The organism is Aeromicrobium sp. P2_G6 (assembly GCF_056403535.1).
Genome location: NZ_JBFUFH010000006.1, coordinates 116,279 through 140,205 on the forward strand (window position 1 = coordinate 116,279; position 23,927 = coordinate 140,205).

Annotated in this window: 22 protein-coding genes; 9 read left to right on the forward strand and 13 right to left on the reverse strand. The window is 68.6% G+C overall.

Annotated features, from left to right (window positions below; genetic code table 11):
* Window positions 1-47: 47 nt before the first annotated feature.
* Window positions 48-878, forward strand: coding sequence for a hypothetical protein (locus AC1DVU_RS18375; protein ID WP_476923917.1), 831 nt, complete (start codon window positions 48-50; stop codon window positions 876-878).
* Between the two features lie 53 nt (window positions 879-931).
* On the forward strand, window positions 932-1,513 hold the full coding sequence (locus AC1DVU_RS18380; protein WP_476923918.1) for a cysteine hydrolase family protein: 582 nt from the start codon (window positions 932-934) through the stop codon (window positions 1,511-1,513).
* Here AC1DVU_RS18380 and AC1DVU_RS18385 read toward each other — a convergent pair.
* Genes AC1DVU_RS18385 through AC1DVU_RS18400 form a run of 4 tightly spaced genes read right to left on the reverse strand, consistent with a single transcriptional unit; the run spans window position 1,503 to window position 5,693 of the window.
* Entirely contained in the window at window positions 1,503-3,101 is a 1,599-nt protein-coding gene (locus AC1DVU_RS18385; RefSeq protein ID WP_476923919.1) for a phytoene desaturase family protein, read from the reverse strand. The two genes, AC1DVU_RS18380 and AC1DVU_RS18385, sit on opposite strands and share 11 nt — an antisense overlap.
* On the reverse strand, window positions 3,098-4,042 hold the full coding sequence (locus AC1DVU_RS18390; protein ID WP_476923920.1) for an SDR family NAD(P)-dependent oxidoreductase: 945 nt from the start codon (window positions 4,040-4,042) through the stop codon (window positions 3,098-3,100). The genes AC1DVU_RS18385 and AC1DVU_RS18390 overlap by 4 nt, the downstream gene beginning before the upstream one ends.
* Window positions 4,039-5,220, reverse strand: a complete 1,182-nt coding sequence (locus AC1DVU_RS18395; protein ID WP_476923921.1) for a zinc-dependent alcohol dehydrogenase — start codon at window positions 5,218-5,220, stop codon at window positions 4,039-4,041. Before AC1DVU_RS18395 ends, AC1DVU_RS18390 begins: the two co-directional genes overlap by 4 nt.
* Window positions 5,220-5,693 carry an SRPBCC family protein gene (locus AC1DVU_RS18400; protein WP_476923922.1) on the reverse strand — a complete coding sequence of 158 codons (474 nt, stop codon included), beginning with the start codon at window positions 5,691-5,693 and terminating at the stop codon, window positions 5,220-5,222. The genes AC1DVU_RS18395 and AC1DVU_RS18400 overlap by 1 nt, the downstream gene beginning before the upstream one ends.
* Before the next feature lie 214 nt (window positions 5,694-5,907).
* Here AC1DVU_RS18400 and AC1DVU_RS18405 point away from each other — a divergent pair, with 214 nt between their 5' ends.
* A complete protein-coding gene (locus AC1DVU_RS18405; protein WP_476923923.1) occupies window positions 5,908-7,002 on the forward strand; it encodes a carboxylate-amine ligase in 1,095 nt (364 codons plus the stop codon).
* 10 nt (window positions 7,003-7,012) lie between these two features.
* On the opposite strand, the gene AC1DVU_RS18410 is transcribed toward AC1DVU_RS18405, so the two are convergent.
* The 4 genes from AC1DVU_RS18410 to AC1DVU_RS18425 all read right to left on the reverse strand — a co-directional run bounded on the left by AC1DVU_RS18410 (window position 7,013) and on the right by AC1DVU_RS18425 (window position 12,960).
* Window positions 7,013-7,657 (reverse strand): hypothetical protein, encoded by a 645-nt coding sequence (locus AC1DVU_RS18410; RefSeq protein ID WP_476923924.1) that lies wholly within the window; start codon window positions 7,655-7,657, stop codon window positions 7,013-7,015.
* 47 nt (window positions 7,658-7,704) lie between these two features.
* Window positions 7,705-9,264 (reverse strand): glutamine-hydrolyzing GMP synthase, encoded by a 1,560-nt coding sequence (guaA, locus tag AC1DVU_RS18415; RefSeq protein WP_476923925.1) that lies wholly within the window; start codon window positions 9,262-9,264, stop codon window positions 7,705-7,707.
* 422 nt (window positions 9,265-9,686) lie between these two features.
* Entirely contained in the window at window positions 9,687-11,396 is a 1,710-nt protein-coding gene (locus AC1DVU_RS18420) for a GMC oxidoreductase (protein WP_476923926.1), read from the reverse strand.
* Window positions 11,389-12,960: a succinic semialdehyde dehydrogenase gene (locus AC1DVU_RS18425; RefSeq protein WP_476923927.1), complete on the reverse strand. Its 1,572-nt coding sequence runs from the start codon at window positions 12,958-12,960 to the stop codon at window positions 11,389-11,391. Before AC1DVU_RS18425 ends, AC1DVU_RS18420 begins: the two co-directional genes overlap by 8 nt.
* A gap of 238 nt (window positions 12,961-13,198) precedes the next feature.
* On the opposite strand from AC1DVU_RS18425, the gene AC1DVU_RS18430 reads away from it, so the two are divergent.
* From AC1DVU_RS18430 to AC1DVU_RS18455, 6 genes are all read left to right on the forward strand, one after another.
* Window positions 13,199-13,759: a hypothetical protein gene (locus tag AC1DVU_RS18430; protein ID WP_476923928.1), complete on the forward strand. Its 561-nt coding sequence runs from the start codon at window positions 13,199-13,201 to the stop codon at window positions 13,757-13,759.
* Window positions 13,756-15,063 carry a copper resistance CopC/CopD family protein gene (locus AC1DVU_RS18435; protein ID WP_476923929.1) on the forward strand — a complete coding sequence of 436 codons (1,308 nt, stop codon included), beginning with the start codon at window positions 13,756-13,758 and terminating at the stop codon, window positions 15,061-15,063. Before AC1DVU_RS18430 ends, AC1DVU_RS18435 begins: the two co-directional genes overlap by 4 nt.
* Before the next feature lie 44 nt (window positions 15,064-15,107).
* The gene (locus AC1DVU_RS18440) at window positions 15,108-15,785 is read left to right on the forward strand and encodes a hypothetical protein (RefSeq protein ID WP_476923930.1); all 678 of its coding nucleotides are present in this window, start codon (window positions 15,108-15,110) and stop codon (window positions 15,783-15,785) included.
* 91 nt (window positions 15,786-15,876) lie between these two features.
* Complete coding sequence (locus AC1DVU_RS18445) at window positions 15,877-16,818, forward strand: cupredoxin domain-containing protein (protein WP_476923931.1); 942 nt, start codon at window positions 15,877-15,879, stop codon at window positions 16,816-16,818.
* Window positions 16,819-16,914: 96 nt separating this feature from the next.
* Entirely contained in the window at window positions 16,915-17,571 is a 657-nt protein-coding gene (locus tag AC1DVU_RS18450; RefSeq protein ID WP_476923932.1) for a plastocyanin/azurin family copper-binding protein, read from the forward strand.
* Complete coding sequence (locus tag AC1DVU_RS18455) at window positions 17,561-18,976, forward strand: PepSY-associated TM helix domain-containing protein (protein WP_476923933.1); 1,416 nt, start codon at window positions 17,561-17,563, stop codon at window positions 18,974-18,976. Before AC1DVU_RS18450 ends, AC1DVU_RS18455 begins: the two co-directional genes overlap by 11 nt.
* Before the next feature lie 21 nt (window positions 18,977-18,997).
* Here AC1DVU_RS18455 and efeB read toward each other — a convergent pair whose 3' ends face one another.
* The 5 genes from efeB to AC1DVU_RS18480 form a co-directional block, all read right to left on the reverse strand.
* Complete coding sequence (gene efeB / locus AC1DVU_RS18460) at window positions 18,998-20,290, reverse strand: iron uptake transporter deferrochelatase/peroxidase subunit (protein ID WP_476923934.1); 1,293 nt, start codon at window positions 20,288-20,290, stop codon at window positions 18,998-19,000.
* A 9-nt stretch (window positions 20,291-20,299) separates the two neighbouring features.
* Window positions 20,300-21,424: an iron uptake system protein EfeO gene (efeO, locus tag AC1DVU_RS18465; RefSeq protein ID WP_476923935.1), complete on the reverse strand. Its 1,125-nt coding sequence runs from the start codon at window positions 21,422-21,424 to the stop codon at window positions 20,300-20,302.
* A gap of 116 nt (window positions 21,425-21,540) precedes the next feature.
* The gene (locus tag AC1DVU_RS18470) at window positions 21,541-22,347 is read right to left on the reverse strand and encodes an MOSC domain-containing protein (protein ID WP_476923936.1); all 807 of its coding nucleotides are present in this window, start codon (window positions 22,345-22,347) and stop codon (window positions 21,541-21,543) included.
* On the reverse strand, window positions 22,347-22,805 hold the full coding sequence (locus AC1DVU_RS18475) for a GNAT family N-acetyltransferase (RefSeq protein ID WP_476923937.1): 459 nt from the start codon (window positions 22,803-22,805) through the stop codon (window positions 22,347-22,349). Before AC1DVU_RS18475 ends, AC1DVU_RS18470 begins: the two co-directional genes overlap by 1 nt.
* On the reverse strand, window positions 22,802-23,908 hold the full coding sequence (locus AC1DVU_RS18480) for a GuaB3 family IMP dehydrogenase-related protein (RefSeq protein ID WP_476923938.1): 1,107 nt from the start codon (window positions 23,906-23,908) through the stop codon (window positions 22,802-22,804). Before AC1DVU_RS18480 ends, AC1DVU_RS18475 begins: the two co-directional genes overlap by 4 nt.
* Window positions 23,909-23,927: the final 19 nt, after the last annotated feature.

The window sequence follows — 23,927 nt, forward strand, 5'->3', positions numbered from 1 at the left end:
TCACGCGACCCGGAGCGGAACAGGGAGACACGCCCTAGTCTGGGCGCATGGCCGACCTGCGATCGATCGCCCAGGAGCTCTACGGCCGGCCGCTGTCGGAGTTCATCGCGGCACGCAAGGAAGCCGCAGACGGTGCCGGCAACAAGGAGCTGGCGAAGCAGGTCAAGTCGCTGCGCAAGCCCAGCGCGGCCGCATGGGCCGTCAACGCGCTGGCGCGTGAGCGGGCCGAGCTGGTCGAGGAGGTTGTCGAGCTCGGGGACCAGTTGCGCGATGCGCAGTCGGACTCGGACGGGTCGCGAACGCGGCTGCTCGACCGCGCCCGCCGGGACCTCACCCGCCAGGCGCTCGACGAGGCCTCAGAGCTGGCCAAGGCCTCCGGCGGATCGCTGAGCGACCAGGCCGCCGCAGGCGTCGAGGAGACCCTGCGCGCGGCCATGACCGATCCGGACGCTGCGAACGCGGTGCAGGACGGGCTGCTCGTCACGACGTTCGCCGCGAACCCGTTCGAGCCGGTCGATCTCACGGATGTCGTGGCGATCCCGCCGGAGGGAGCACGACCGCGTACGAAGAAGGTCCAGCAGGGTCCGACACAGCTGGAGCGCAAGCGGATCGAGGCGGCCGAGGCCAAGGTCGAGAAGGCCCGGCGCAAGGCCAAGACCGCATCAGAGGAGCTCGAGTCGCTGATCGAGGAGCGTGAAGAGCTCCAGGACGAGCTCGCCGACCTCCGCAAGAAGGCCAAGGCGATCGAGCGGGAGATCGGCGAGGCCGAGAAGGCGCTGGATCGGGCCGACACGGCAGCCGATCGGGCAGAAGATGCGGAGCGTACGGCCCAGGAGGCCCTCGACGACGCCGAAGCCGAGCTCGACCGCCTGCGCTGAGGCGGTTGACGCGTGCGGCTTGCGGGTAGTTCGCGCTCGGCGAGAGGAGAGCAATGACCGGCCACACCGTGCAGGCGTTGGTGATCGTCGACATGCAGGTCGACTACTTCAACCACAGCGAGCTCGAGCGGTGCCGCGACGACCTCGTCGCCGCGTGCAACGCGTTGGTCGAGCGTGCGAACGCGGCCGGCGCGCCGGTCGTCGAGGTGCGCACCGAGCACAAGCCGGACCGCTCGACCTGGGCGCTCAACATGCGCGACGACGACAGCGGCATGGTCATCGAGGGGACGCCCGGCGCCGAGCCTGTCCGCGGCCTGCGGACCGATCGCGCGTACACCGTCATCAAGACCCGCGACAACTCGTTCTTCCGCACCGAGCTGGAGGACCTGCTGAGCTCACGGGGCGTCGAGTCGATCGCCCTGGCCGGAGTGTCCACCGAGTCGTGCATCGCGACGACCGCCGCCGACGCGTATGCCCGCGACATCCGCGTCGTCCTCGTCGACGAAGCGGTCGCGTCGGTCGACCCGGAGCTCAACCGTCGCACGCAGGAGCAGCTCGAGCAGCAGTACCGACAGCCGACCGTGCCGCTCGACCAGGTGGAGTTCACGGCGAGCGGCCAGGAACTCACCGCCTGAGCGAAGCCGGCAGCAGCTCGCGGACCCGCGTGTGCGCGAGAGCCGCGCGGGCGGCGTTCATGCCGCACGCTCCGTGCACGCCGCCGCCCGGATGCGCCGAAGCCGACGCGAGATAGAGACCGCGGACGACGGTCTCGGCGCGACCCAGCCCGGGGACCGGCCGGAAGATCAGCTCCTGGTGCAGCTGGGCCGTTCCGCCGTTGATCGCGCCGCCGATGAGGTTGGCGTTCCGCTGCTCCATCTCTCGCGGGCCGAGCACCCGGCGCGCCAGGATTCGCGAGCCGAATCCCGGCGCGACCTCCTCGATCCGTGCCTGCATGCGGTCGGCGAACCGCTCGCAGTCATTCCCGTCCCAGACCCCACGGATGCCGTCCTCGCCGGCGTCACGGGTCGCGTCCTGCGGCACGTGCGTGTAGGCCCACAGCGCTTCCGTGCCGGCCGGCGAGCGCGTCGGGTCCGTCGTCGACATCTGTCCCGCGAGCATGAACGGTGCTGCCGGGATCGCTCGAGCCGAGACCTGGGCCAGCGCCTCGGTCATCTGCTCGACCGAGTCGGCGATGTGGAACGTGCCGGGGTCGTGCGGTGGCGACTTGGCCCATGGCACGCCACCGTCGAGCGCCCAGTCGACCTTGACCGTGCCGGGATCCAGCTCGAACGACGTCATGGCCTTGACGGTCTTGGCCGGCAGGTCCGCGGCGTGCACCAGGCCGCCGTAGAGGTTCGGCGCCGCAACGTCCGCGACGACGGCGCGACGGGCACCGAAGCGCTCACCATCGGTCGTACGCACGCCGACCGCCCGGCGGTCCTCGACCTTGATCCGCGCCACCTCCGAAGAGCAGTGGATCTCGCCGCCGAGAGACTCGAAGCGGCGGGCCAGTGCCTTGGTCAGCTCTCCGGCCCCGCCCTGCGGCACGGGGAATCCCACGGTCTGGCCGAGCATGACGAGCAGGATCCCCATGAGTCCGGATCCCGGTGCGTGCAGCGGTATGTCCGCGTGACCCGCGTTGCCGGCGATCAGCAGGCGGGGCGATGCGCCACCGAACCTCGCGAGGCCCAGCTCGGCCGCCGGGGTCAGCATCATGCGTACGAACTCCAGTCCGCCGACGCTGCGCAGCCGGGCCAGGGCTCCCAGGCCGTTCTTGACCGGCGGGAACGGCGACAGCAGGGACTTGACCAGCTGGTCGCCGATGCGGTCCCACTGCTCGCACAGCTCGAGCCAGGACCCGCCGTCACCGGGGTGCCGCTCGTCCATCAGTGCAGCGGTGATGTCGCGGTCGCGGTGCAGGATCGCCCATTGACCGTCCTTTGTCGGGTGGCCAAGGACGGCCGGCGCGTGCTGCCACACGAGGCCGTGATCCTCCAGATGGAACGAGCGGATCGTGGGCGAGGCCTCGGCCAGCGGATAGAACGCGCTGAAGGTGTCGTGCACGAACCCGGGGTGGACGTCCTCCGCGCTGCGCACCGCTCCCCCGACCTCGGGCTGCGCCTCGAGCACGAGCACAGACCAGCCGGCGTCGGCGAGGTGATTCGCGGCGACGAGCCCGTTGGGGCCGGCGCCGACGACGATTGCGTCGTACGTACGGGTCATGCCGGCTTGTCCTTGCCGGTGACCCGCGCGAACACGTTGCGGCCCACCGCGATGAGACCGTTGGCGTGTGAGCCGTGCAGCTGGTTGCCGGCGAACTTCGACTCCAGCACGTTGCCGGCTGTCGGTTCGACGCGCGTCGTGCGATCGGTGACCAGGACCCGGTACAACGGCCCGACCAGCATGTCGAACGCCCACGGCACCACGGTGAAGCCGAACCGGAGGACGTCGTTGGGGATCCCGATCTGCGTCCGCGCCCGGTGCCGATCGAGGCGCCGCAGCGCAATCCGCGCCACACGTTCCGGCGAGAGCGCCGGCGGGAGTGGCCGGCCGGCGAAGCCGTCGTAGTTGGCCGCCTGCTGGTAGATCGGGGTGTCGACGCCAGCTGGTGCGATGTAGGCGATCGTCAGCTCGTCGAGATCCCGGTTCTCCAGCTGCAGCTGGCGTGCAAGGGCGCGGATCCCCCACTTGCTCAAGACGTATGCGCTCATGCCCGGCACGCTGATGTGGCCGATCACCGAGCCGAACAGGACGAGCGACCCGGCCCGCTGTCGCCGCATGACCGGGATCGCGTGGCGGGCCACGTTGACCGAGCCCATGAGGTTGGTGCGCATCACGCCCTCGAAGACCTCGGCCGGCACCTCCTCGGTGCGGCCGTACGCCACGACGCCCGCGCAGTGGACGACCGCGTCGATGCGGCCGTGCTGTGACGTCACGGCGGTCACCAGCTTCTCGACCTCGGCGTCGTCACCCACGTCGGTCGGCAGGACGAGCGTCGACGCAGCCCCCTCCGCTTCGCACTCGCGAGCCACCTGCTGCAGCGGTGGCTCGCCCCTGGCGACGAGCACGACGTGGTCGCCGGCGGCCGCCGACTGCAGCGCGACAGCCCTGCCGATCCCGCTCGACGCTCCCGTGACGACGAGGACCCGGGGGTCCGAGGTCACGGCTTGAGCACCACCTTGACGCAGCCGTCCTGCTTCTTCTGGAACATCTCGTACGCCGCTGGGGCCTCTTCGAGCGGGACGTGGTGCGTCGCGAGTGACTCGACGCCCAGCAGGTCCTCATCGTGGTCGAGCACCTTGGCGATCTCGTCGGTCCAGCGCTTGACGTGGCACTGGCCCAGTCGCATCGTGATGCCGCGGTCGAACATCTCCATCACCGGCATCGGGTCGACCTCACCGCCGTAGACACCGCTCACGGAAACCGTGCCGCCACGGCGTACGGACTTGATGCACGCGATCAACGCGGCTAGGCGGTCGATCGCGAACTTGTCGGTCAACGGCTTCGCCAGTGCGTCGGGGAGCATCCCCACGGCGCTGATGGCGGTCTTGGCGATGGGCGATCCATGCGCCTCCATGCCGACGGCGTCGACCGTTCCGTCCGCGCCGCGGCCGTTCGTCAGGTCGAAGATCGCCTCCTCGATGTGGTCGACCGAGTCCAGGTCGACGACCTCCACGCCGTACGAGCGCGCCAGGTCGAGGCGCTCGGCGATGCGGTCGACTCCGATGACGCGTCGGCCGGCATTCAGGGCGATGCGGGCGGTGAGCTGGCCGACCGGGCCGAGCCCGAAGACCGCCACCGTGCCGCCCTCCGGCACGTCGGCGAACTCGAACGCCTGCCAGGCCGTCGGCAGGATGTCGGACAGGTAGAGGTAGCGCTCGTCGGGGACTCCCTCGGGCACCTTGATGGGCCCGAACTGAGCCTCCGGCACCCGGAGGTACTCCGCCTGACCGCCCGGCACCGAGCCGTACAGCTCGGTGTAGCCGAACAGGGACGCGCCCTTGCCGGTCTTCTCGTTCTGCGTCGTCTCGCACTGTGCGAACAGCCCGCGCGAGCACATCCAGCAGTGACCGCACGAGATGTTGAACGGGATCACGACGCGGTCGCCGACCTTGAGGTCGCCCGCCTCAGGGCCGACCTCCTGCACGACGCCCATGGTTTCGTGCCCGAGCACGTCGCCCTGGTGCAGGAACGGACCCAGCACCTCGTAGAGATGCAGGTCGGAGCCGCAGATCGCGGTCGAGGTGACCTTGATGATGGCGTCGTTGGGCTGTTGGATGATCGGGTCCGGCACGGTCTCGACCGACACCGACCGTCGTCCCTGCCAGGTGAGTGCACGCATCAGTTCTCCTTCGTGGATCGTTGAGCGGGGTCATCTGCCTCGTGCCTGCCCTCGGCGATGAACGCGAGGCGTCGCAGGGTCTCGACGTTGCGCCACTTGAGGGTGAGGCCCTTGAACGGCTCGGGCACCAGGACGCCGGGTCCGGCGATGGCGTCCTCCTCGATGACGACCTCGGTCTGAGCGCCGACGTCGCTGAGCCGGATGTCGACCTTGGCCTCGCCTACCGGCCAGGCGCGGGCACGCAGCGAGATCGACCGGCCGGGCACCACGTCGAGCACCTCGGTGTGGTCGTTGATCAGCAACGGCCAGACGCCGACCGAGTGGTGGATCCGACTGCCCTTCTCGGGCCAGTTCTGGTCGACGTCCCGCATCCGGGTCGCGCCGACCACCCACAGGGGGTAGAGCCAGCCGTCGGCCAGGACGTTCCACACATCGTCGGGCGTCGCGGCGACGATGCGCGTGTTGACGCTCACGGGATGACCTGCTCGGGGGTGGGGTTCATCTGTCTGCCCTACCCCCGGCCTGCCGGGGCAAACGGCGGACCCGTCCCGCACCTCGTACGCGAGATTGATCGCGCGGCTCCAGGGGTAGATGGCCCCCATGACGACGATTGACCTGCGCCTGCCCCGCCGGACCGTTCCGGCACCTGCCCAGGGACTCCTGGGCGACTCGGAAGGCAGGTGAGCAGTGCGTGAGGTTGGCGTCGAGGAGGAGATGTTCCTGATCGATCCTCGCACCAGGCGGCTCGCGCCGGTCTCGGACGGCGTGGTCCACTCGACCCGCGCGGCGGAAGAGGATCTCGACCAGGAGCTGTTCCTCCAGCAGCTCGAGATCCGTACCCGTCCCCACACCGACCTCGGCGCCCTGCGGTGGGACCTCGTCGAGGAGCGCCGGCTGGCGGCGGATTCGGCCGAGTCCGTCGGAGCACAGCTGGCCTCCGTCGGCACGCCGGTCCTGCCGCACGAGGACGGTCGAACGACACCCAAGGCCCGCTACGTGACGATGCTGGAGACGTTCGGCAGGATCGTCGGACAGGGCGGGCTCGTGTGCGGGACCCACGTCCACGTGCACGTCGAGGAGCCCGAGGCCGTCGGCATCGTCGACGAGATCCAGCCGTGGCTGTCACTCCTGGCAGCGTTGTCCGTCAATTCGCCGATCTACCGCGGCGAGGACACCGGCTATGCCAGCTGGCGGCGCCAGCTGTATGACGGCTGGCCCAGCGCAGGCCCGGTGGAGCCGTTCGGTGACGCCGCCGGCTACCAGGAGGCGGTCCGGCAGCTGATCGCGTCCGGCGCCGCGATGGACGAGGGCATGATCTACTTCGACGCCCGCCTGTCCCGGAACTTCCCGACGATCGAGATCAGGGTTGCCGACGCCTGCACGAACCTCGATGACACGATCCTCATCGCTGAGCTGGCGCGCGCCCTGGTCGAGACCGCGGCCCGCGCCCGAGCCGACGGCCAGATCGCGCCACCCTGGCGGACCGACCTGCTCAGGGCCGCCCGGTGGCGGGCACGCCGCAACGGCCTGACCGAGTCGCTGATGGATCCGGTCACCCGCGCGGTGGTCCCGGCAGAGAAAGCCCTGGCCGACCTGCTCGATCACTTGCGGCCGGTGCTCGATGAGCACGGCACGACGACTCTCGCCGAGGAGGGCATCCGCCGCCTGCTGGTCGATGGCACCGGATCGGAGCATCAGCGCGCTGTTGCCGCCCGCTCCTCGGACCTGACCGCCGTGATCGACGACGTCATCCGCCGGACGAGGTCCTCGTTCGACGTCTGAGTGGTCGACCTCAGTCGTAGTCGGGTTCGTTGTCGAGCGAGATCCAGTCCGAGGACTTCTGCCGCGTCGTGGTGCCGTTCTTCGTGACCAGGAGCGTGCCGTCATAGCCCTGCACGGCATACGACGTGCCGTCCTTCTTGGCGACGAACGCGTCGAGCTGCGGCTCGTAGCTCCCGGGGAGGTCCACGACCTCGCCTCCGGTCGGCTTGGTGACGAAGCGGAACGACTCCCCCGAGGCGTCCTTGCCACAGATCGACGTCTTGGCGTCGGTCGTCGTGGTCTTGTAGAGGATCACGGGGTAGGAGCCGCCGCACGCCAGCCCGAGGCCGGACTTCTGCTCCTGCTCGTGCGAAACGGGCGCGGTGCCGCAGTCGGGCAGCAGGCTGTCCTGCTCGACGCCCTCGACGTTGAACTGGGTGTCCGGCCCCTCGCAGGAGCCGGCCGCCTTGGTCTTCTTCGGGGTTGGCGTGGTCGTCGTCGGGGTGCTCGTCGCGGCGGTGGGCGTGGTGGTCGAGTCCGTGCCGGTCGCGAGCGGCTCGGTCGGGTCGTCGTCACCCATCAAGCGCCATCCGGCGAAGGCGATGACGGCCACGACGGCGATCGCGAAGACGATCAGGAACACCCTCTTGGGCCGCTGGGAGGCGGTCTGACTCACTGGTGTTCCCTTCGATCGACTCCGACGACCCTAACAAGACAGGGCGTTTACTCCCATTCGATCGTGCCGGGCGGCTTGCTCGTGATGTCGAGCACGACCCGGTTGACCTCGTCGACCTCGTTGGTGATGCGCGTCGAGATGCGCTCGAGCACGTCGTACGGGAGGCGGCTCCAGTCGGCCGTCATGGCGTCTTCGCTCGACACCGGCCGCAGAACGATCGGGTGTCCGTACGTACGACCGTCGCCCTGAACGCCCACCGACCTGACGTCGGCCAGCAGCACGACCGGGAACTGCCAGATCTCACCGTCGAGGCCCGCTGCCGTCGTCTCCTCACGGACGATCGCGTCGGCCCGGCGCAGGATGCGCAGGCGCTCGGCGTCGACCGCGCCGACGATGCGGATGGCCAGGCCGGGGCCGGGGAACGGGTGACGGCCGACAATCGCCTCGGGGATGCCGAGCTGACGTCCGACGTCGCGGACCTCGTCCTTGAACAGGGTGCGCAGCGGCTCGATCAGGCTGAACTCGAGGTCCTCGGGGAGACCGCCGACATTGTGGTGGCTCTTGATGTTGGACGCGCCCGTGCCGCCGCCGGACTCGACGACGTCGGGATAGAGCGTGCCCTGGACGAGGAACTTCACCGGCGTGCCGGGCGTCGCGAGCACTTCGCGCTCCGCCGCCTCGAAGACCCGGATGAACTCGCGGCCGATGATCTTGCGCTTCTCCTCGGGGTCGGAGACACCGGCGAGGAAGCCCAGGAACTGGTCGCGCGCGTCGACGACCTTGAGGTCGACACCCGTGGCCTCGACGTAGTCCTTCTCGACCTGCTCGGCCTCGCCCTCGCGAAGCAACCCGTGATCGACGAACACCGCGGTCAGCTGGTCGCCGATCGCACGCTGCACCAACGCCGTCGAGACCGCTGAGTCAACGCCACCGGACAGGGCCGAGATGACGCGGGCGTCGCCGACCTGCTCGCGGATCAGCTCGACCTGCTCTTCGACGATGTTGCTGCTGGTCCAGGTCTGCCGGCAGCCGGCGATGTCGACCAGGAACGACTCGAGGATGCGTTGGCCGTGCTCGCTGTGCATGACCTCGGGGTGCCACTGCACGCCGGCGAGCTTGCGATCGATGTCCTCGAACGCGGCCACGGTGGCGCGCGGCGAGTTGGCGTTGACGAGGAATCCTTCGGGAGCCGCGACGACCTCGTCGCCGTGCGACATCCACGAGGTGAGGGCGGTGGGGACCCCGGCGAGCAGCATGCCGGGCTCGACGACGCTCACGGACGTACGTCCGTACTCCCGCTGTCCGGTGTGCGCGACGTTGCCGCCGAGCACCTGTGCCATCGCCTGGAAGCCGTAGCAGATGCCGAACACCGGGACGTCGGCGTCGAACAACGCGGCGTCGAGCTGCGGCGCGCCGGGTTCGTAGACCGACGAGGGGCCGCCGGAGAGGACGATCGCGGCGGGCCGCTTGGCGAGCATCTCGTCGACCGACATGGTGTGCGGGACGATCTCGGAGTAGACGCGGGCCTCACGCACCCGTCGCGCTATCAGCTGGGCGTATTGCGCCCCGAAATCGACGACGAGAACAAGGTCATGATCAGGGGTCACGCGCCCCATCCTATCGGCCGAAAAATATTCTCAGGACGTGCGTAACTCCGTGTGGACACGGTCGTTTTACAGGGTGGATCTAACAACACTCCCTCCCGTTAGATCATGTGCTGCTCCTCGTGGCACAACAGGGCCCGACCCGTGAGCTCCCTCCCGGTCGGGCTCTGTGCATTCCGGGACATTTCCCCGACACATTGGGACTCGGTGACTTGTCTCTGAAACCTGACGCCTCGCCATGAGATGTGAAGGCTGTTGCGGGAGGGTGCGCGCTGACGAGTCTGTTGTGGCCCGTCGACGAGCAGGCGACGCAAAGCGCGCTCAATGACGAACGACGCTTGTCGATGGGCCAGAACTGACTTGTCAGCGCTCGTGCCCAGCAGGATCAAGGCGACCCGACGACGCAGCCGATCACTCTTAACGCCCTACGACACCCCGATGATCGGCAGGCGCAGGGCTGCCGGGGCATCTGCCGGCACCACCGGGTTCTTGGGCGGGACGGGCTGGAGCTTGCGGTACGGCTCGCCGACTGGCGGGCGTACGTCGTCCTCGCCCTTGTTGGGCCAGTACGAGATCGCCCGCTCCGCCTGGGCCGTGATGGTCAGCGAGGGGTTGACACCGAGGTTGGCGCTGATCGCCGAGCCGTCGACGACGTGCAGGCCCTCGTGGCCGAACAGCCGCTGGTACGGATCGATCACACCGGTCTCGGCTGACTCGCCGATCGCGCAGCCACCCATGAAGTGCGCTGTCAGCGGCACGTTGAAGGGCTCGCCGATCGTGCCACCGGGCGTGCCGTCCATGTGCTCGGCCATCCGCTGGACGGCTTCGTGCGCCGGCGGGATGAACGACGGGTTGGGCGCACCGTGTCCCTGCTTGGAGGTCAGCTTGCGACGGCCGGTGATGCCGCGCTTGGTGTAGGTCGTGATCGAGTTGTCGTGGGTCTGCATGACCAGCGCGATGACGGTGCGCTCGGACCAGTGCCGGAGGTCGTACAGCTTGAAGATGCTGAACTTCTGGCGCCACATCTCCTTGAGCCACACCCGCCAGCGCGGCGTGCCGGTGCTGCCGTCGGTCAGCACGGTCTGCATCAGCGACATCGCGTTGGAGCCCTTGCCGTAACGCACCGGCTCGACGTGGGTGTGCTCGTCGGGGTGGAACGACGAGGTGATCGCGGCGCCGTGGCTGTAGTCGACCTCGCGGCCGTCAGCGATCGCGCCGAGCAAGGCCTCTGAATTCGTTCTGGTGAGCAAACCCAGTCGCTCGGACACGTCGGGCAGCGCCCCGCTGTCTCGCATCTTGTGCAGCAGCTTCTGCGTGCCCATCGTGCTCGCGGAGAAGATGACCTGCTCGGCGGTGATCTTCTGGTGAGGGCGGAAGCGACGGTTGGTCCGGCGCGTCTCGATCTCGTAGCCGCCGCCGGCGAGCGGCGTGACGGAGGTGACCGTCGTGAGCGGGTGCACCTCGGCGCCACCCTTCTCGGCGAGGTAGAGATAGTTCTTGACCAGCGTGTTCTTGGCGTTGTGGCGGCAGCCGGTCATGCACTCGCCGCAGTGCAGGCAGCCGGCGCGGTCGGGTCCTGCACCGCCGAAGTACGGGTCGGCGACCGTCTTGCCGGGCTCGCCGAAGAAGAGGCCGACCGGGGTGTGGTGGAACGTGCCGCCCACGCCCATGTCCTCGGCGACCTGCTTGATGATCTTGTCCGCCGCGGTCTCGATCGGATAGACCTCGACGCCCAGCATCCGCTTGGCCTGGTCGTAGTAGGGCGCGAGCTCGGCCTTCCAGTCCGTGATGTGCCCCCAGGCGGGGTCCCGGTAGAACGGGTCGAGCGGCTCGTAGAGCGTGTTGGCGTAGACGAGGGAGCCGCCGCCGACGCCCGCGCCGGACAGGATGAGGACGTCCTTGAGCTTGTCGATGCGCTGGATGCCGTAACAGCCGAGCTGGGGCAGCCAGAGGAACTTGCGCAACCGCCAGGAGCTCTTGGCGAAGTCCTTGTCCTCGTAACGCTTGCCGGCCTCGAGCACGGCGACCTTGTAGCCCTTCTCGGTCAGTCGCAGCGCCGAGACGCTCCCGCCGAATCCCGATCCGATGACGATGACGTCGTAGTCGTAGTCGTACTCGTTCTCGAGATCAGGCACGCGGGGTCCTCCTCAGGATCCTCAGTCCGGCGGTGAGCAGCTTGGCGTAGGTCCGAGGCTGCAGGAACGACGGGCCGGCGACCGGGAAGCCGCGCTGCACGCCGACGGCTTGTGGCTCGGTGTAGCGGAGTATGCCTTCGGCGCCCTGTCGGCGACCGAGACCCGACTGACGCATGCCGCCCATCGGTGCGTCGACGCTGCCGAACGTGGCAGAGAAGCCCTCGTTGATGTTGATCGTCCCCGCCTTGATGCGCGAGGCGATGGCCTTGGCCTCACGCGGCTTCCCCCACAGGCTGGCGTTGAGGCCGTACTCCCCCTGGTTGGCGAGCGCGATCGCGTCGTCGACCGTGCGGTAGGGGTAGAGCGACACCAACGGCCCGAACGTCTCACCCGCGAAGCACTCGGCCTCCGGCGTGACACCTTCGAGGACGGTCGGCTCGTAGAAGTACGGTCCGATGTCGGGCCGAGGCTTGCCCCCGACCAGCACCGTGGCGCCGTGCGCGACCGCGTCCTTGACGTGGTTCGTCACGGTGTCCAGCTGGGCCTGCGAGACGAGGGAGCCGATGTCGGCGTCCCAGTCCAGTGCGGCGCCGAGCGCGAGGTGCTCGACCCGCGAGACAAAAGCGGCCTTGAACTCCTCGAAGCGCGACTCCGGGACGTACAGGCGCTCGATCGAGACGCAGAGCTGGCCCGCCGACGAGAAGCACGCCTGCACCGCGCCGGTCGCGGCCTTGTCGATGTCGGCGCTCGGCAGGACGATCATGGGGTTCTTGCCACCGAGCTCGAGCGAGCAGCTGATCAGCCGGGCTGCGGCCTGCTGGGCGATGAGCTTGCCAGTCGCGGTCGAGCCCGTGAAGCAGACATAGTCGGCGCGCTCGATGATCGCGGTGCCCACGACAGAGCCCTCGCCGCTGACGACCTGCCAGACGTCGGCCGGGATGCCCGCCTTGCGCATCAGCTCGACCCCCGCGAGGGCGATCAACGGGCTCTGGCTGTCGGGCTTGTGCACCACCGCATTTCCGGCCGCGATCGCCGGGATGCCGTCGGAGATCGCCATCGTGAGGGGGTAGTTCCACGGGCTGATGATGCCGACCACGCCCTTGGGAACCTGGTTGACCGTGATCGAGGTCAGCCCCGGCAGGGCACCATTGCGGCCGCGCGTGCCGATCTGCTTCTTGAGGCGCCGGGCATAGAAGCGGGCCGTGAGCGCCAGGTGCGCGACCTCGTCGAATGCGTGCGCGCGGCTCTTGCCGGACTCGACCTGGATCAGGTCGAGCAGCTCGTCCTGGTGCTCCAGCACGAGGTCGTGGAGTCGCAGCAGCGCCTTCTTGCGGACCCGCAGCGATGTCTGTGACCACGCCTGCTGTGCCTCGCGGGCGGTCGCGAAGGCCTGGTCGACATCGGCGACGCTCGACACGGGGATGTCGGCGACCGCGTCGCCCGTCAGCGGCGAGCGGGTGGTCCGGTGCTCACCCGATGTCGTACGGATGAGGCTCGTCAGCTCCGCGGCGCGTGCCGGCGTGATGGGTGACGAGGTCGTGGGAGGTGAGTCGAGCGCGGTCATACCCTGAGTATGACATCGCGCGTGTCACATGACTACCGGCGAGTAGCAAGAGTCACATCGCCAGCGTGATAACGCCGGGTGTCGGCACGATTTCCAAGCGCTCACCGCGGAATGCCGCCGCCCATGAGGGAAATGATCCGCGTATTTCACGCCACCGACACCATCGGCGGATTCCTGCTCGACAGCATGTTTGACACGCAAGGCCACTCCCATCCATGCCTTGCCAAAGGGGACAGCTGTGAGCTCATCTCGGGCAGGATTTGTCGACCGTCGCGACGCCGCCATGGCATCCGTGCTGGCAGGTGGCGTGGTCGTGATCCTCGGCTACGCATCGGGCATCGGGATCACTCCCACCGACGCTGCGACCGCTGCGCCACCGGCCGCTGCCCAGCCGCCGGCTGCCGCCGCCCCGGCCGTTCCCGCAACGATCCCGCCGCCGGCCGCCCCGATCGCCCAGCCCGCGATGCCGGGCACCAGCACGATGCCGGACATGGCGATGCCGGCCGACGCGCCACACCAGGCCACCATCGATCCCGAGCCGACGCCGTCACCCAGCGAGCCCGAACCGACCGACCCTGACGACACGTGCGCACCCTCGGTGCTCGAGGGTCTGCCTGCCGTTGGCCAGCTGACCTCGTCGCTGCTCTCGTCCGTGGTGGCCTCGACGCCCGTCGTCAGCGACCTGGCCGGACCGCCGACCGACGGTCAGGCGACCGGACCGCTGAGCTGCCTCATCGGATCGCTGGTCGGCCCCACGTGCTGCACCACGACGACCGCGACCGCCGAGGACGCGGAATGATCACGCGGCGTGGAATCACCCGATTTGCCGCCGTGGCCGCTGCGACCACCGCTCTGCTGACCCTGGGGCCGGCGACGCAGGCGCAGGCGCACGACGAGCTGGAGTCGTCGACGCCCGCGACCGGAGCCACGCTCGACAAGCTGCCCTCGCACGCAACGCTGGTGTTCAGCGAGTCGCTCGGTCCGGAGGATCTCACGATCAAGGCTGACGGCAAGGCCCTGAAGGTCGACGCGATCACCGGCAAGGCGTCAACACTCAGGGTCGATCTGCGCTCGGTCAAGCCGGCCAAGACCGTCCTGCTGAGCTGGCAGGCCGAGGACCCGCACGACGGGCACGAGAGCTCCGGCGTCATCACGCTGCACGTCAAGGAGACCATCAAGGACGCCGCGGCGGGATCGGACGCCAACGCCAACGCACCGCCTGACGACTCGCGCCTCATCACGTGGGTGACGGTGTCGGCCCGGATCGTCGGATACCTCGCGATGGCCGTGTTCGTCGGCGGCCTCCTGTTCATCTCGCTGCTGTGGCCCGCCGGCGCCACGGTGCGCCGCACGCGCCGGCTGCTGGGCGTGGCGGTCGCCGCCGGCATCGCCGCCGCCGCTGCCTCGGAGGCAGTCGTGGTGTGGCGGTCGTCCGGGAGCCTGACACTCCGTGAGGCGCTCAACCAGGACTTCGGCCGGGTCACCACGGCGATGGCCCTCCTCTGGCTCCTGGCCGCCGTGGTCGTCGCGGCCGTCTTCCAACGCGGCGACACAGTCGTACGCGAGCTCCCCTGGCGGGTCGCAGCTCTCATCGTCGGCGCCGGCCTCATCCGTACGACCGGCATGAACGCGCACGCCACCCAAGGCGGCGAGCCGACCTGGGGTGCCGCCGCCGAGTTCCTGCACCTGGTCGGCATCAGCGCCTGGGTCGGCGGGTTGACGGTCATGACGGTGTGCCTGCTCCCGCGGCGCAGCATCGCCGAGCTGGAGCGCGTCGTCCCGAAGTTCTCGACCATCGCGATGGTCTCGGTCCTCGTGATCGTCTCCTCCGGCCTGATCCTGAGCTGGCAGATCATCAGCTCCGTCGACGGCTTCTGGCACACCCACTACGCCCGCGTCCTGCTCATCAAGCTCGCGCTCTTCGCCACCGTCCTGCTCGCGGCGATGAAGAGCAAGAACTGGGTGGAGCGCAACCTGACCAGCTCGACCCACCGGGGCTCGGCGGTCGGCGTGTTCATCGCGTCAGTCGCCACCGAGACCGTCCTGGTCATCGCCGTGCTCGGCGCCGCAAGTGTCCTGGTCACCTCCAGTCCAGGCGTATGAAGCACCACTCCGAAGGAACACACTCCCGCAGGAAGGCACGTCACATGAATCCCTCACCGTCCAGTCCGATCCGATCTCAGGAGCTGCGTCGCCGCAGCCTCGTGACGATCGCCTTGCTCGCAGCCCTGGCAGCCTCGCTGTCGCTGTTCGCGCTGCGGACATCGCCAACGACCACCGACGCGCTCGCACCGGCTGCCTCGATCTCGAGCAGTGCCTCCGGCGACCTGCTCGGCGGCCTGTTGCCGACGACGAGCCTCGTGACCACTCCGGTGGTCACGACAGCACCGGCCGCCGCAGCACCCGCTGCCGTCGCGAAGCCCACTGCGACGCCGACCACGGCGGCGACGACCGATCCCATGCCGATGCCGGCAACGCCCGACGTCTGCACGGGACTCGAGTCGTCGGTCGACGCGTTCATGCAGCACTTCTACGCCGCGCACCTGGAGACCCCGCTCACGCAGCAGGTGACCGATGCGCTGTCGCTCGACCAGTATCTCAAGACGCACCTCGTCCTGGTCGAGAACATGGTCAAGCCGCTGCTGGGCGGAGCCCAGTCGACGCTCGACACATTCATGCAGCACGTCTACGCAGCTCACCTCGAGACCGGTGTCGGACAGCAGGTGACCGACGCCCTGGCGATCGACCAGTACGCCAAGACGCACACCGTGCTCGTCGAGAACATGATCAAGCCGCTCGTCGGGGCCGATCTCAGCTCGTGCTGAACCACACCACCACCCAGACAACCGGGGCTCTGGCCGAGTCGCAATCTGCCAGCCACCCGGGTGAACCACAACCCACAGAAGGAGTGGCTCGATGAGTCCACGTTTGAAAAGCCCGCTGACCGGCACCGACTCCCGCCTTGCCCCGAAACGCTGGGGCCTCATGACACTCGTGATCGGTGGTGTCCTCACCTCGATCGTGTCCGTTGCCGGCCTCTCAGCCGGCGCGTCCGAGTCCTCGGACACCCTCGCGTCGAGTGCCGCGATCACCCAGGCCAAGACAGCAGCGGCCACCAAGACCTCGACCAGCACCACGACGGCCAAGACCACGGCGGCCGTCACGAAAGAGGTGATGATCCAGAACTACAAGTACACGCCGGCGGCCCTGACCGTCTCGGTGGGCGACACCGTCAAGTGGACCAACATGGACACGGCGCCGCACACCGTGACCGTGACGAGCGGTCCGGTGAAGTTCAACTCCGGCAACCTCGCCAAGGGTCAGAGCTTCTCGTACACGTTCACCAAGGCGGGGACGTACGCGTACTACTGCGCCGTGCACCCCGACATGACGGCCAAGGTGACGGTGGCCGGATCGACGACGCCCACCCCGACGCCGACGACCCCGACACCGAAGCCGACGACTCCGACGCCCACAACACCGACGCCGACGATGCCGCCGATGGGCGGAGACGACGTCTGCACGGGCCTGGAGTCGACGGTCGACGCGTTCATGCAGCACTTCTACGCAGCACACCTCGAGACGCCGCTCACGCAGCAGGTCACGGATGCGCTCTCGGTCGACCAGTACCTCAAGACGCACCTGGTCCTGGTCGAGAACATGCTCAAGCCGTTGCTGGGCGGAGCCCAGTCAACACTCGACACGTTCCTGCAGCACGTCTATGCGGCACACCTCGAGACGGGAGTCGGCCAGCAGGTGACCGACGCCCTGGCGATCGACCAGTACGTCAAGACGCACACCGTGCTCGTCGAGAACATGATCAAGCCGCTCGTCGGTGAAGACCTGGGCTCCTGCTAGGAACCCCCAACGGCGTGGTGGTCCGGCCGAGTCGCAACCGGCCGGACCACCACCCACCCAGTATGACCGGACCCCACCAGCTTGGAAGGACATCTCATGTCATCTCCCCTTTCCACGACCACCCGGAAGGGGCCGCGGGTCCTCCTCGCCGGTCTCCTGACGGCGCTGGCGGTCCTGATGTGGCCGGCCTCGGAAGCTTCCGCGGCGACGCACCCGATCACGATCAAGAACTATGCGTACGGGTCGGGGTCCATGACCATCTCGCACGGCGACACCGTCACCTGGACCAACAAGGACAGCGTCCCGCACGACGTCGTCGTGACCAGCGGGCCGGTGAAGTTCCGCTCACCGATGCTGACCCAGGGCAAGAGCTGGAGCTACACGTTCAGCCAGCCCGGCGCCTACTCGTACACCTGCAGCGTCCATCCCGACATGCATGCGACCGTCACTGCCAAGCCGAAGGCGGTCGCTCCCGCCCCGGCCGCCACGACGCCGGCCGCCGTCGCGCCGACCACGGGGCACACCGAGACGACTCCGTCCGCCACCCCGACGGCTTCGACGCCCTCTCCGACCACCGCAACGGCCGCACCCGGCACGGCGTACGTCGCCACCACCGCGGACGCGGCGGGACCCTCGTTGGACCCGCTCCTGCTGCTGCTCGGGCTCTCGACAGCGATCGTCGTGTTCTGCCTGCTCCTGATGGCCTCCCGGCCCCACTCGCCCGTCACCGAAGGAGCCTCCGATGGCGACTGACACCCTCGCGCTTGACCGCCGCAGCGAGAAGGACCGGAAGCCGAGTGGTGGCCTGTTCCGCGCGTTCTGGCGCTGGCACTTCTACGCCGCCTTCATCGTGGCTCCGATCCTGCTGGTGCTGGCCAGCACCGGGCTGATCTACCTGCTGCGGTTCCAGCTCGAGCCGCTGATGCACGCCGACGTCATGAAGGTCGAGCAGCCAGCCGGCGCGACCCAGCGCGTGCCGTACGAGGACCAGCGGCAGGCTGTTGCCAAGGCGTTCCCGAAGGCGACGATCGCCTCGATGACCGAGCCCAAGGGCAATGACCGGTCGACCGACTTCTACCTGAGCATGCCCGACGGCTCGAGCCGTGATGCCTACGTCAACCCCTGGACGGGTGAGGTCCTCGGCAGCCTCAATCCCGACACGACCCTGAGCGGGATGGCCGTGAGGCTCCACGCCAACATGATGCTGGGCACCAAGGGCGACATCCTAATGGAGCTCGGCGCGTGCTGGGCGATCGTCATGGCGTTGACCGGCTACTACCTATTCATCCGCGGCCGAGCCGCGCGACTGCGGCGCAAGATGACGGGCGCGGCGGGCTCCGCGATGCGCAGCCGTCACGCCGTGATCGGGTCGGTCGTCGGCGTGAGCCTCCTGATCCTGCTGGTCTCCGGGCTGCCGTGGACCGCGTTCTGGGGCAAGCACGCCCAGACGATGGCGACCGACAACAGCACCTCGATGTGGGGCAGCGATCCGGGCGGGGTGTCACATCCCGGCTCGACGCTGGACGAATCGCTGCCACACAGCCACGCCCACGAGATCCCGTGGGCCCAGGGCGACTCCAAGGTCCCCGAGTCCGCAAAGGCGGGCGACGAGGTGTCGATCGCCAACATCGACACCGCGGTCACGGTGGCCGACAAGGCGGGACTGCACCACCCGCTGACGATCGCCCTGCCGGTCGACGACAAGGGCGTCTTCTCCGCCATCAGCTACGCGTTCCACGACCCGTCACGGGAGAAGACAGTGCACGTCGACCAGTACGGCGGTCAGGTCGTCGGCACGTACGGCTTCGCGGACTACCCGGTTCTGGCCAAGGTCGTGTCGCAAGGGATCGGCCTGCACGAGGGTCGCAGCTTCGGACCGGTCAGCTTCTGGGCCGCCGCCCTGTCGTGCCTGATGGTCATCTTCATGTGCGTCTCCGGCCCGATGATGTGGTGGCGCCGGCGGCCCAAGAAGGGCGGCTCGATCGCCGCACCCCGCGGCCGCATGCCGCTGCGTGGCAGCCCGCTGCTCGCGGTGGGCATCGTCGCCCTCGGCGTGTTCCTGCCCTTCTTCGGGATCACGCTGTTGGTCGCGCTGCTGCTCGATCAGCTCGTGCTGCGCCGGATCCCGCAGCTGCAAGCCTGGTTCAACGTGGTGTAGCTCAGGCTGAGCTCGCTTGCCTCAGGCAAATAGCCCTTCGCCCCAGTAGCCCTTGGTGCTGACGCCCGGCGGGCAGGCAAACAGCGCCGAGCCGACGTGCACGATGTACTCGTTGAGCAGATCGTTCTGCGAACCGGCGAGCGAGCGCTGCACCTGGACGAACTGCTTCTCGGGGTCGCGCTGGTACGCCATGAAGAACAGACCGGCGGAGAGCTGGCCGAGGCCGTTCGAGCCGTCGACGAAGTTGTAGCCGCGGCGCAGCAGCTTGGCGCCCTTGTTGAAGTCGGGGTGCGCCAGGCGTACGTGCGACTTCATGTCGATGACCGGCTCGCCGCGGTCGTTCTTCTGGGTGAAGTCGAGCTGGTCGAACTCGTCGCCGCCGGACAGCGGGCCGCCGGAGCCCTTGGCGCGACCGATGATGTTCTCCTGGCCCTCGAGCGGCTCGCGGTCCCAGATCTCGATGCGCATGTTGATCTTGCGGGTGACGAGGTAGGAGCCCCCGACGAGCCAGTCCGGGCCGTCGTCCTTGGGCACCCAGACGAAGTCCTGGACGTCCTTCTTCTCCTCGACCTTGATGTTGGCCGTGCCGTCCTTGAAGCCCAGCAGGTTGCGCGCCGTCACCTGTGCGGTGGACGTCGACGACGTACGCCCGAATCCCATCTGCGAGTAGCGCACCGAGGCGCGGCCAAACGCGATGCGTACGAGGTTGCGGACCGCGTGGACCGCGACCTGAGGGTCGTTGGCGCACGCCTGGATCGCCAGGTCGCCATCGCACAGCGCGGGATCGAGGTCGTCACCGGAGAATGCCGGAAGCTCCTTGAGCCGGTCGGGAAGCTTGCCGTCGAGACCGAACCGGGCCTTGCCCTTGCTGTCGACGAACAGGCTGCGCCCGAAGCCGACCGTGATCGTGAGCCCTGAAGGCGGCAGCCCCAGCGCCTCACCGGTGTCCTCGGGCGGCGCGAACGGCGAGCCTGACACCGCGCCGAACTCGCCGACGTCATTGCCCTGCGTCATCTGCCGCGCCGCCGCGGTCCAGTCCTTGAGCAGCGAGATCAGGTCGGACCGCTCCTCGCTCGTCATGTCGAGCGTGACGAAGTAGAGCCGGTCCTGCGCCGGCGTGACGATCCCGGCCTGGTGCGTGCCCTCGAACGGGACCGGCTCGGCCGTGGGGTCGGCGACACCCGCGGGGCTCTCGTCGCCCTGGCGGCCCGCGGCATAACCGCCGCCGGCACCGACCGCGAGCGCGCCGAGCCCGGCCGCTCCGATCAGCTTGCGCCGGGAGAGGCCGGACGTGGTCTCGTTGGTGTCAGACATCAGGTCAGGCTACGCAGACCCGGCAACCACGGCCGCCACGCGGCTGATGGGCTCGCTGACGGAGGCGACGAGGTCGGAGAGGCGCTTGACCTGCTCCTTGGTGAGCTTGTCGTAGAACGTCCAGTCGCCGTTGTCGTCCTGGTACCGGTCGAGGTCGTCGTCGAGCGTCTTGAACTTGGTGTCGAGCTCCTTGACCAACGCCGGGTCCTGCTTCTCCAGGACCGGCCGGAGCGCCGCGATGGCAGCCTGCGAGCCCTCGATGTTGGCCTTGAAGTCCCACAGGTCGGTGTGACTGAACTCGTCCTCCTCGCCCGTGATCTTGCTCGTCGCGACCTCGTCGAGCAGACCCTTCGAGCCCTGCGCAAGCTCGAGCGCGGTCAGCGGAGCGTCCTTGCCGAGGGCCACGATCTTCTTGACGTTGACCAGCAGGTCGTCGGCGTACGTCGCCATGCCCTCGGTGTTGCCATCGACCCAGAGCTGCTTCTCGATGCGGTGCCAGCCGGTGAAGTCGCGCTTCTCGGCCTTGGCATCGGTCTCGCGGCCGTCGGTCAGCGGATCGAGGTCACCGAACTTCTCGGCGACCGGCTCGATGCGCTCCCAGTACGTACGGGCGATCGGGAACAGCCGCTTGGCCTCCTCGACGTCACCGGCCTTGACCGCGGCGGCAAACTCCTCGGTCTTCGCGATCAGCGCAACGGTCTGGGAGTTGACGTAGCGCTCGTACGACGTCGCGGCGGCCTTGAGCTGCGCGGAGTCGGACAGCTTCTTGGCGGCTTCGCCGGTCACGGTGATCTTCTGGCGGATGCCGTCGCCGACCATGCCGGGCTTGCAGGCACCCTCGTACGTGCCCTTCGGCAGGTCGACGACGAGGTTGCGCGACAGGCCGGGGCCGATGTTCTCGACCTCGCCCATGATGCGGTCACCATCGGCGTACACGTAGAACTCCGTGACCTTGCTGCCCTTGTTGGTGACCTTGAACGTCGACGGACCGGCCTTGAGGTCGGTCTGCGACACCGTGCACGCCGAGTCCGTGGCGTTGACGGTCAGGCCGCCGGACGCCTTCGGGTCGTCGGCGCAGGCGGTCAGGCTCAGCGCGGCGATCGTCATCACGCTGAGCGCGGCAAGGGGCTTCATGGCAGGGAGTTCCTTCGGGATCGGAGGCTGCGCGATGTAAATAAGGCGAGCCTCACCATGCTAAGGCAACCCTCACCCAGCAAACCAGTGGCCCGGGTGTGATCTGTTCGACGTGGCTACGCGACCGTGACCTCGTCGCCGATCGACACCTTGCCGGTGGCGAGCGGGATGATCCGGATGCCGAACCACGTCTTCCCGGCCCACTTGCGGTGGCGCGCGAGCGTACGGATCGGTTCCTTGCCATGCGCCAGCGTCGCGGGGTCGATCGTCGTGACGACGCACCGGTCGCAGTGCTCGGCGAACCGGTAGGGCACGTCGCCGATGTGGATGCCGCGCCATTCGTCCTCTGCGAACGGTGTGACGGAGCCGTCGACGACGACGTTGGGCCGGAAGCGGCGCATCACCATGGGCTGCGGCTCGTGATCCTGGGCGATCCAGGCCTCGAGCTGCGCCAACGACGACGTGGTCGTCAGCAGCAGCGGGCCGGTGTCGGCGAGGTTCAACGGCTCGGCCCCGAGACCACCGTGCTCCTCAGAGATCGGGCGACGGGCCGGATCGTCCTGCCACACGAGCCGCACCTGCTCCCCCAGGACCCGGCTGAACCACTCGGCCGCCTCGGCACCGGCATCCACCATCGACGCGAGTCTCGTGACGTTGACCGGCACGACGGGACCGCCAGCGGGGACGGCGACAGCGAGGGGCGGCTGGCCCGGAGCCCTGAGAGTCAACGCGCCGGACTCGTCCGGTGTCGCGGTGACGGTCAACAGGCGGCCGTGAGTCGTGGCGTTGAGCCTGACGCCCTGCGGGTCGACGACCGCCCAGCGACGGTCATCGCGCAGACCCGCGAGCTCGACGCGAGCGGACGTCAGGTCGACGGGCGCGGTGGCCTTGACCGGATAGATGTGGATCGACTCGACCCGCATCACAGCACCTTCTCGAAGCACAGTGAGTAGGTGACGTCCTCGTACGGTGGGTAGACCGGGATCGGCGTGTAGCCGTGCCGGTCGTAGAACTTCAGGGCCGCGTGCTGGCGGTCGCCGGTGTGGATGATGACGCGTCGAGCGCCTTCGTCGAGCGCTGCCTGCTCCATCGCGGCAAGCAGCTCGTCCGCGATGCCCGACCCGCGGCGGCTCGGAACGACGTACATGCGCTTGATCTCCAGCTCGCCGTCGAGCTGGCGGAGGCAGGCGTGGCCCACTGGGCCGTCGTCGTCGTACGCCACCACCGTCGCGACGACGGATGACGGCTCGATGCCTTCGGAGCCGGAGCGATGCAGCGACGCCGGGTCCGATGCGTAGAGCTGGTTGCCGTACGCCACGTGCTCGGCACGCAGCGCCACGGCGTCAGGGTGATCGAACGGCACCCGTTCCAGCTGGGTCAACCGACGACGACCTCGACCCGCTGGAACTCCTTGAGGTCGGTGTAGCCCGTCGTCGCCATCGCGCGACGCAGCGCGCCGATGAGGTTCATGGTGCCGTCCGGGACCGACGAAGGGCCGAACAGCACCGACTCGAGGTCGCCGACGGTGCCCATCTCGACACGAGCACCACGCGGGAGGTCGGGGTGCCAGGCTTCGGCGCCCCAGTGGAACCCGCGACCCGGAGCCTCGACGGCTCGCGCGAACGGAGAGCCGATCATGACGGCATCCGCGCCACAGGCGATCGCCTTGGCGATGTCGCCGCTGCGACCGATCGAGCCGTCGGCGATGACGTGGACATAACGGCCACCCGACTCGTCGAGGTAGTCACGACGGGCCGCTGCGACGTCCGCGACGGCCGACGCCATCGGCACCGAGATACCCAGGACGCTGCGGGTCGTGTGGGCCGCGCCACCGCCGAATCCGACGAGGACGCCGGCAGCTCCGGTGCGCATGAGATGCAAGGCCGCCTGGTACGTCGCGCAGCCACCGACGATGACCGGGACGTCGAGCTCGTAGATGAACTCCTTGAGGTTGAGCGGCTCGGTCTGACCCGAGACGTGCTCCGCGGAGACCGTGGTGCCGCGGATGACGAACAGGTCGACCCCCGCGTCGACGACAGCATCGGCGAACTGCTTGGTCCTCTGGGGCGAGAGTGCACCAGCCACCGTGACACCCGACTCGCGCATCTGCTGCAGGCGTGCCGTGATCAGCTCAGCCTTGATCGGCTCGGCGTAGATCTCCTGCAACCGCTTGGTCGCGAGCGGGCCGTCGATGCCGGCGACCTCCTCGAGCAGCTTCTCGGGATCTTCGTAGCGGGTCCACAGGCCTTCGAGGTCGAGGACGCCGAGCCCACCGTGCTTGCCGAGGGCGATCGCGGTCTCGGGACTCATGACCGAGTCCATCGGAGCGGCGATGACCGGGAGCTCGAACCGGTAGGCATCGATCTGCCACGCCGTCGAGACCTCCTCGGGGTCGCGCGTGCGCCGGCTCGGGACGATCGCGATGTCGTCGAAGGAGTACGCACGGCGGCCGCGCTTGGCCGTGCCGATCTCGATGTCTGCCATGCGTACAGCGTAGTGCGCG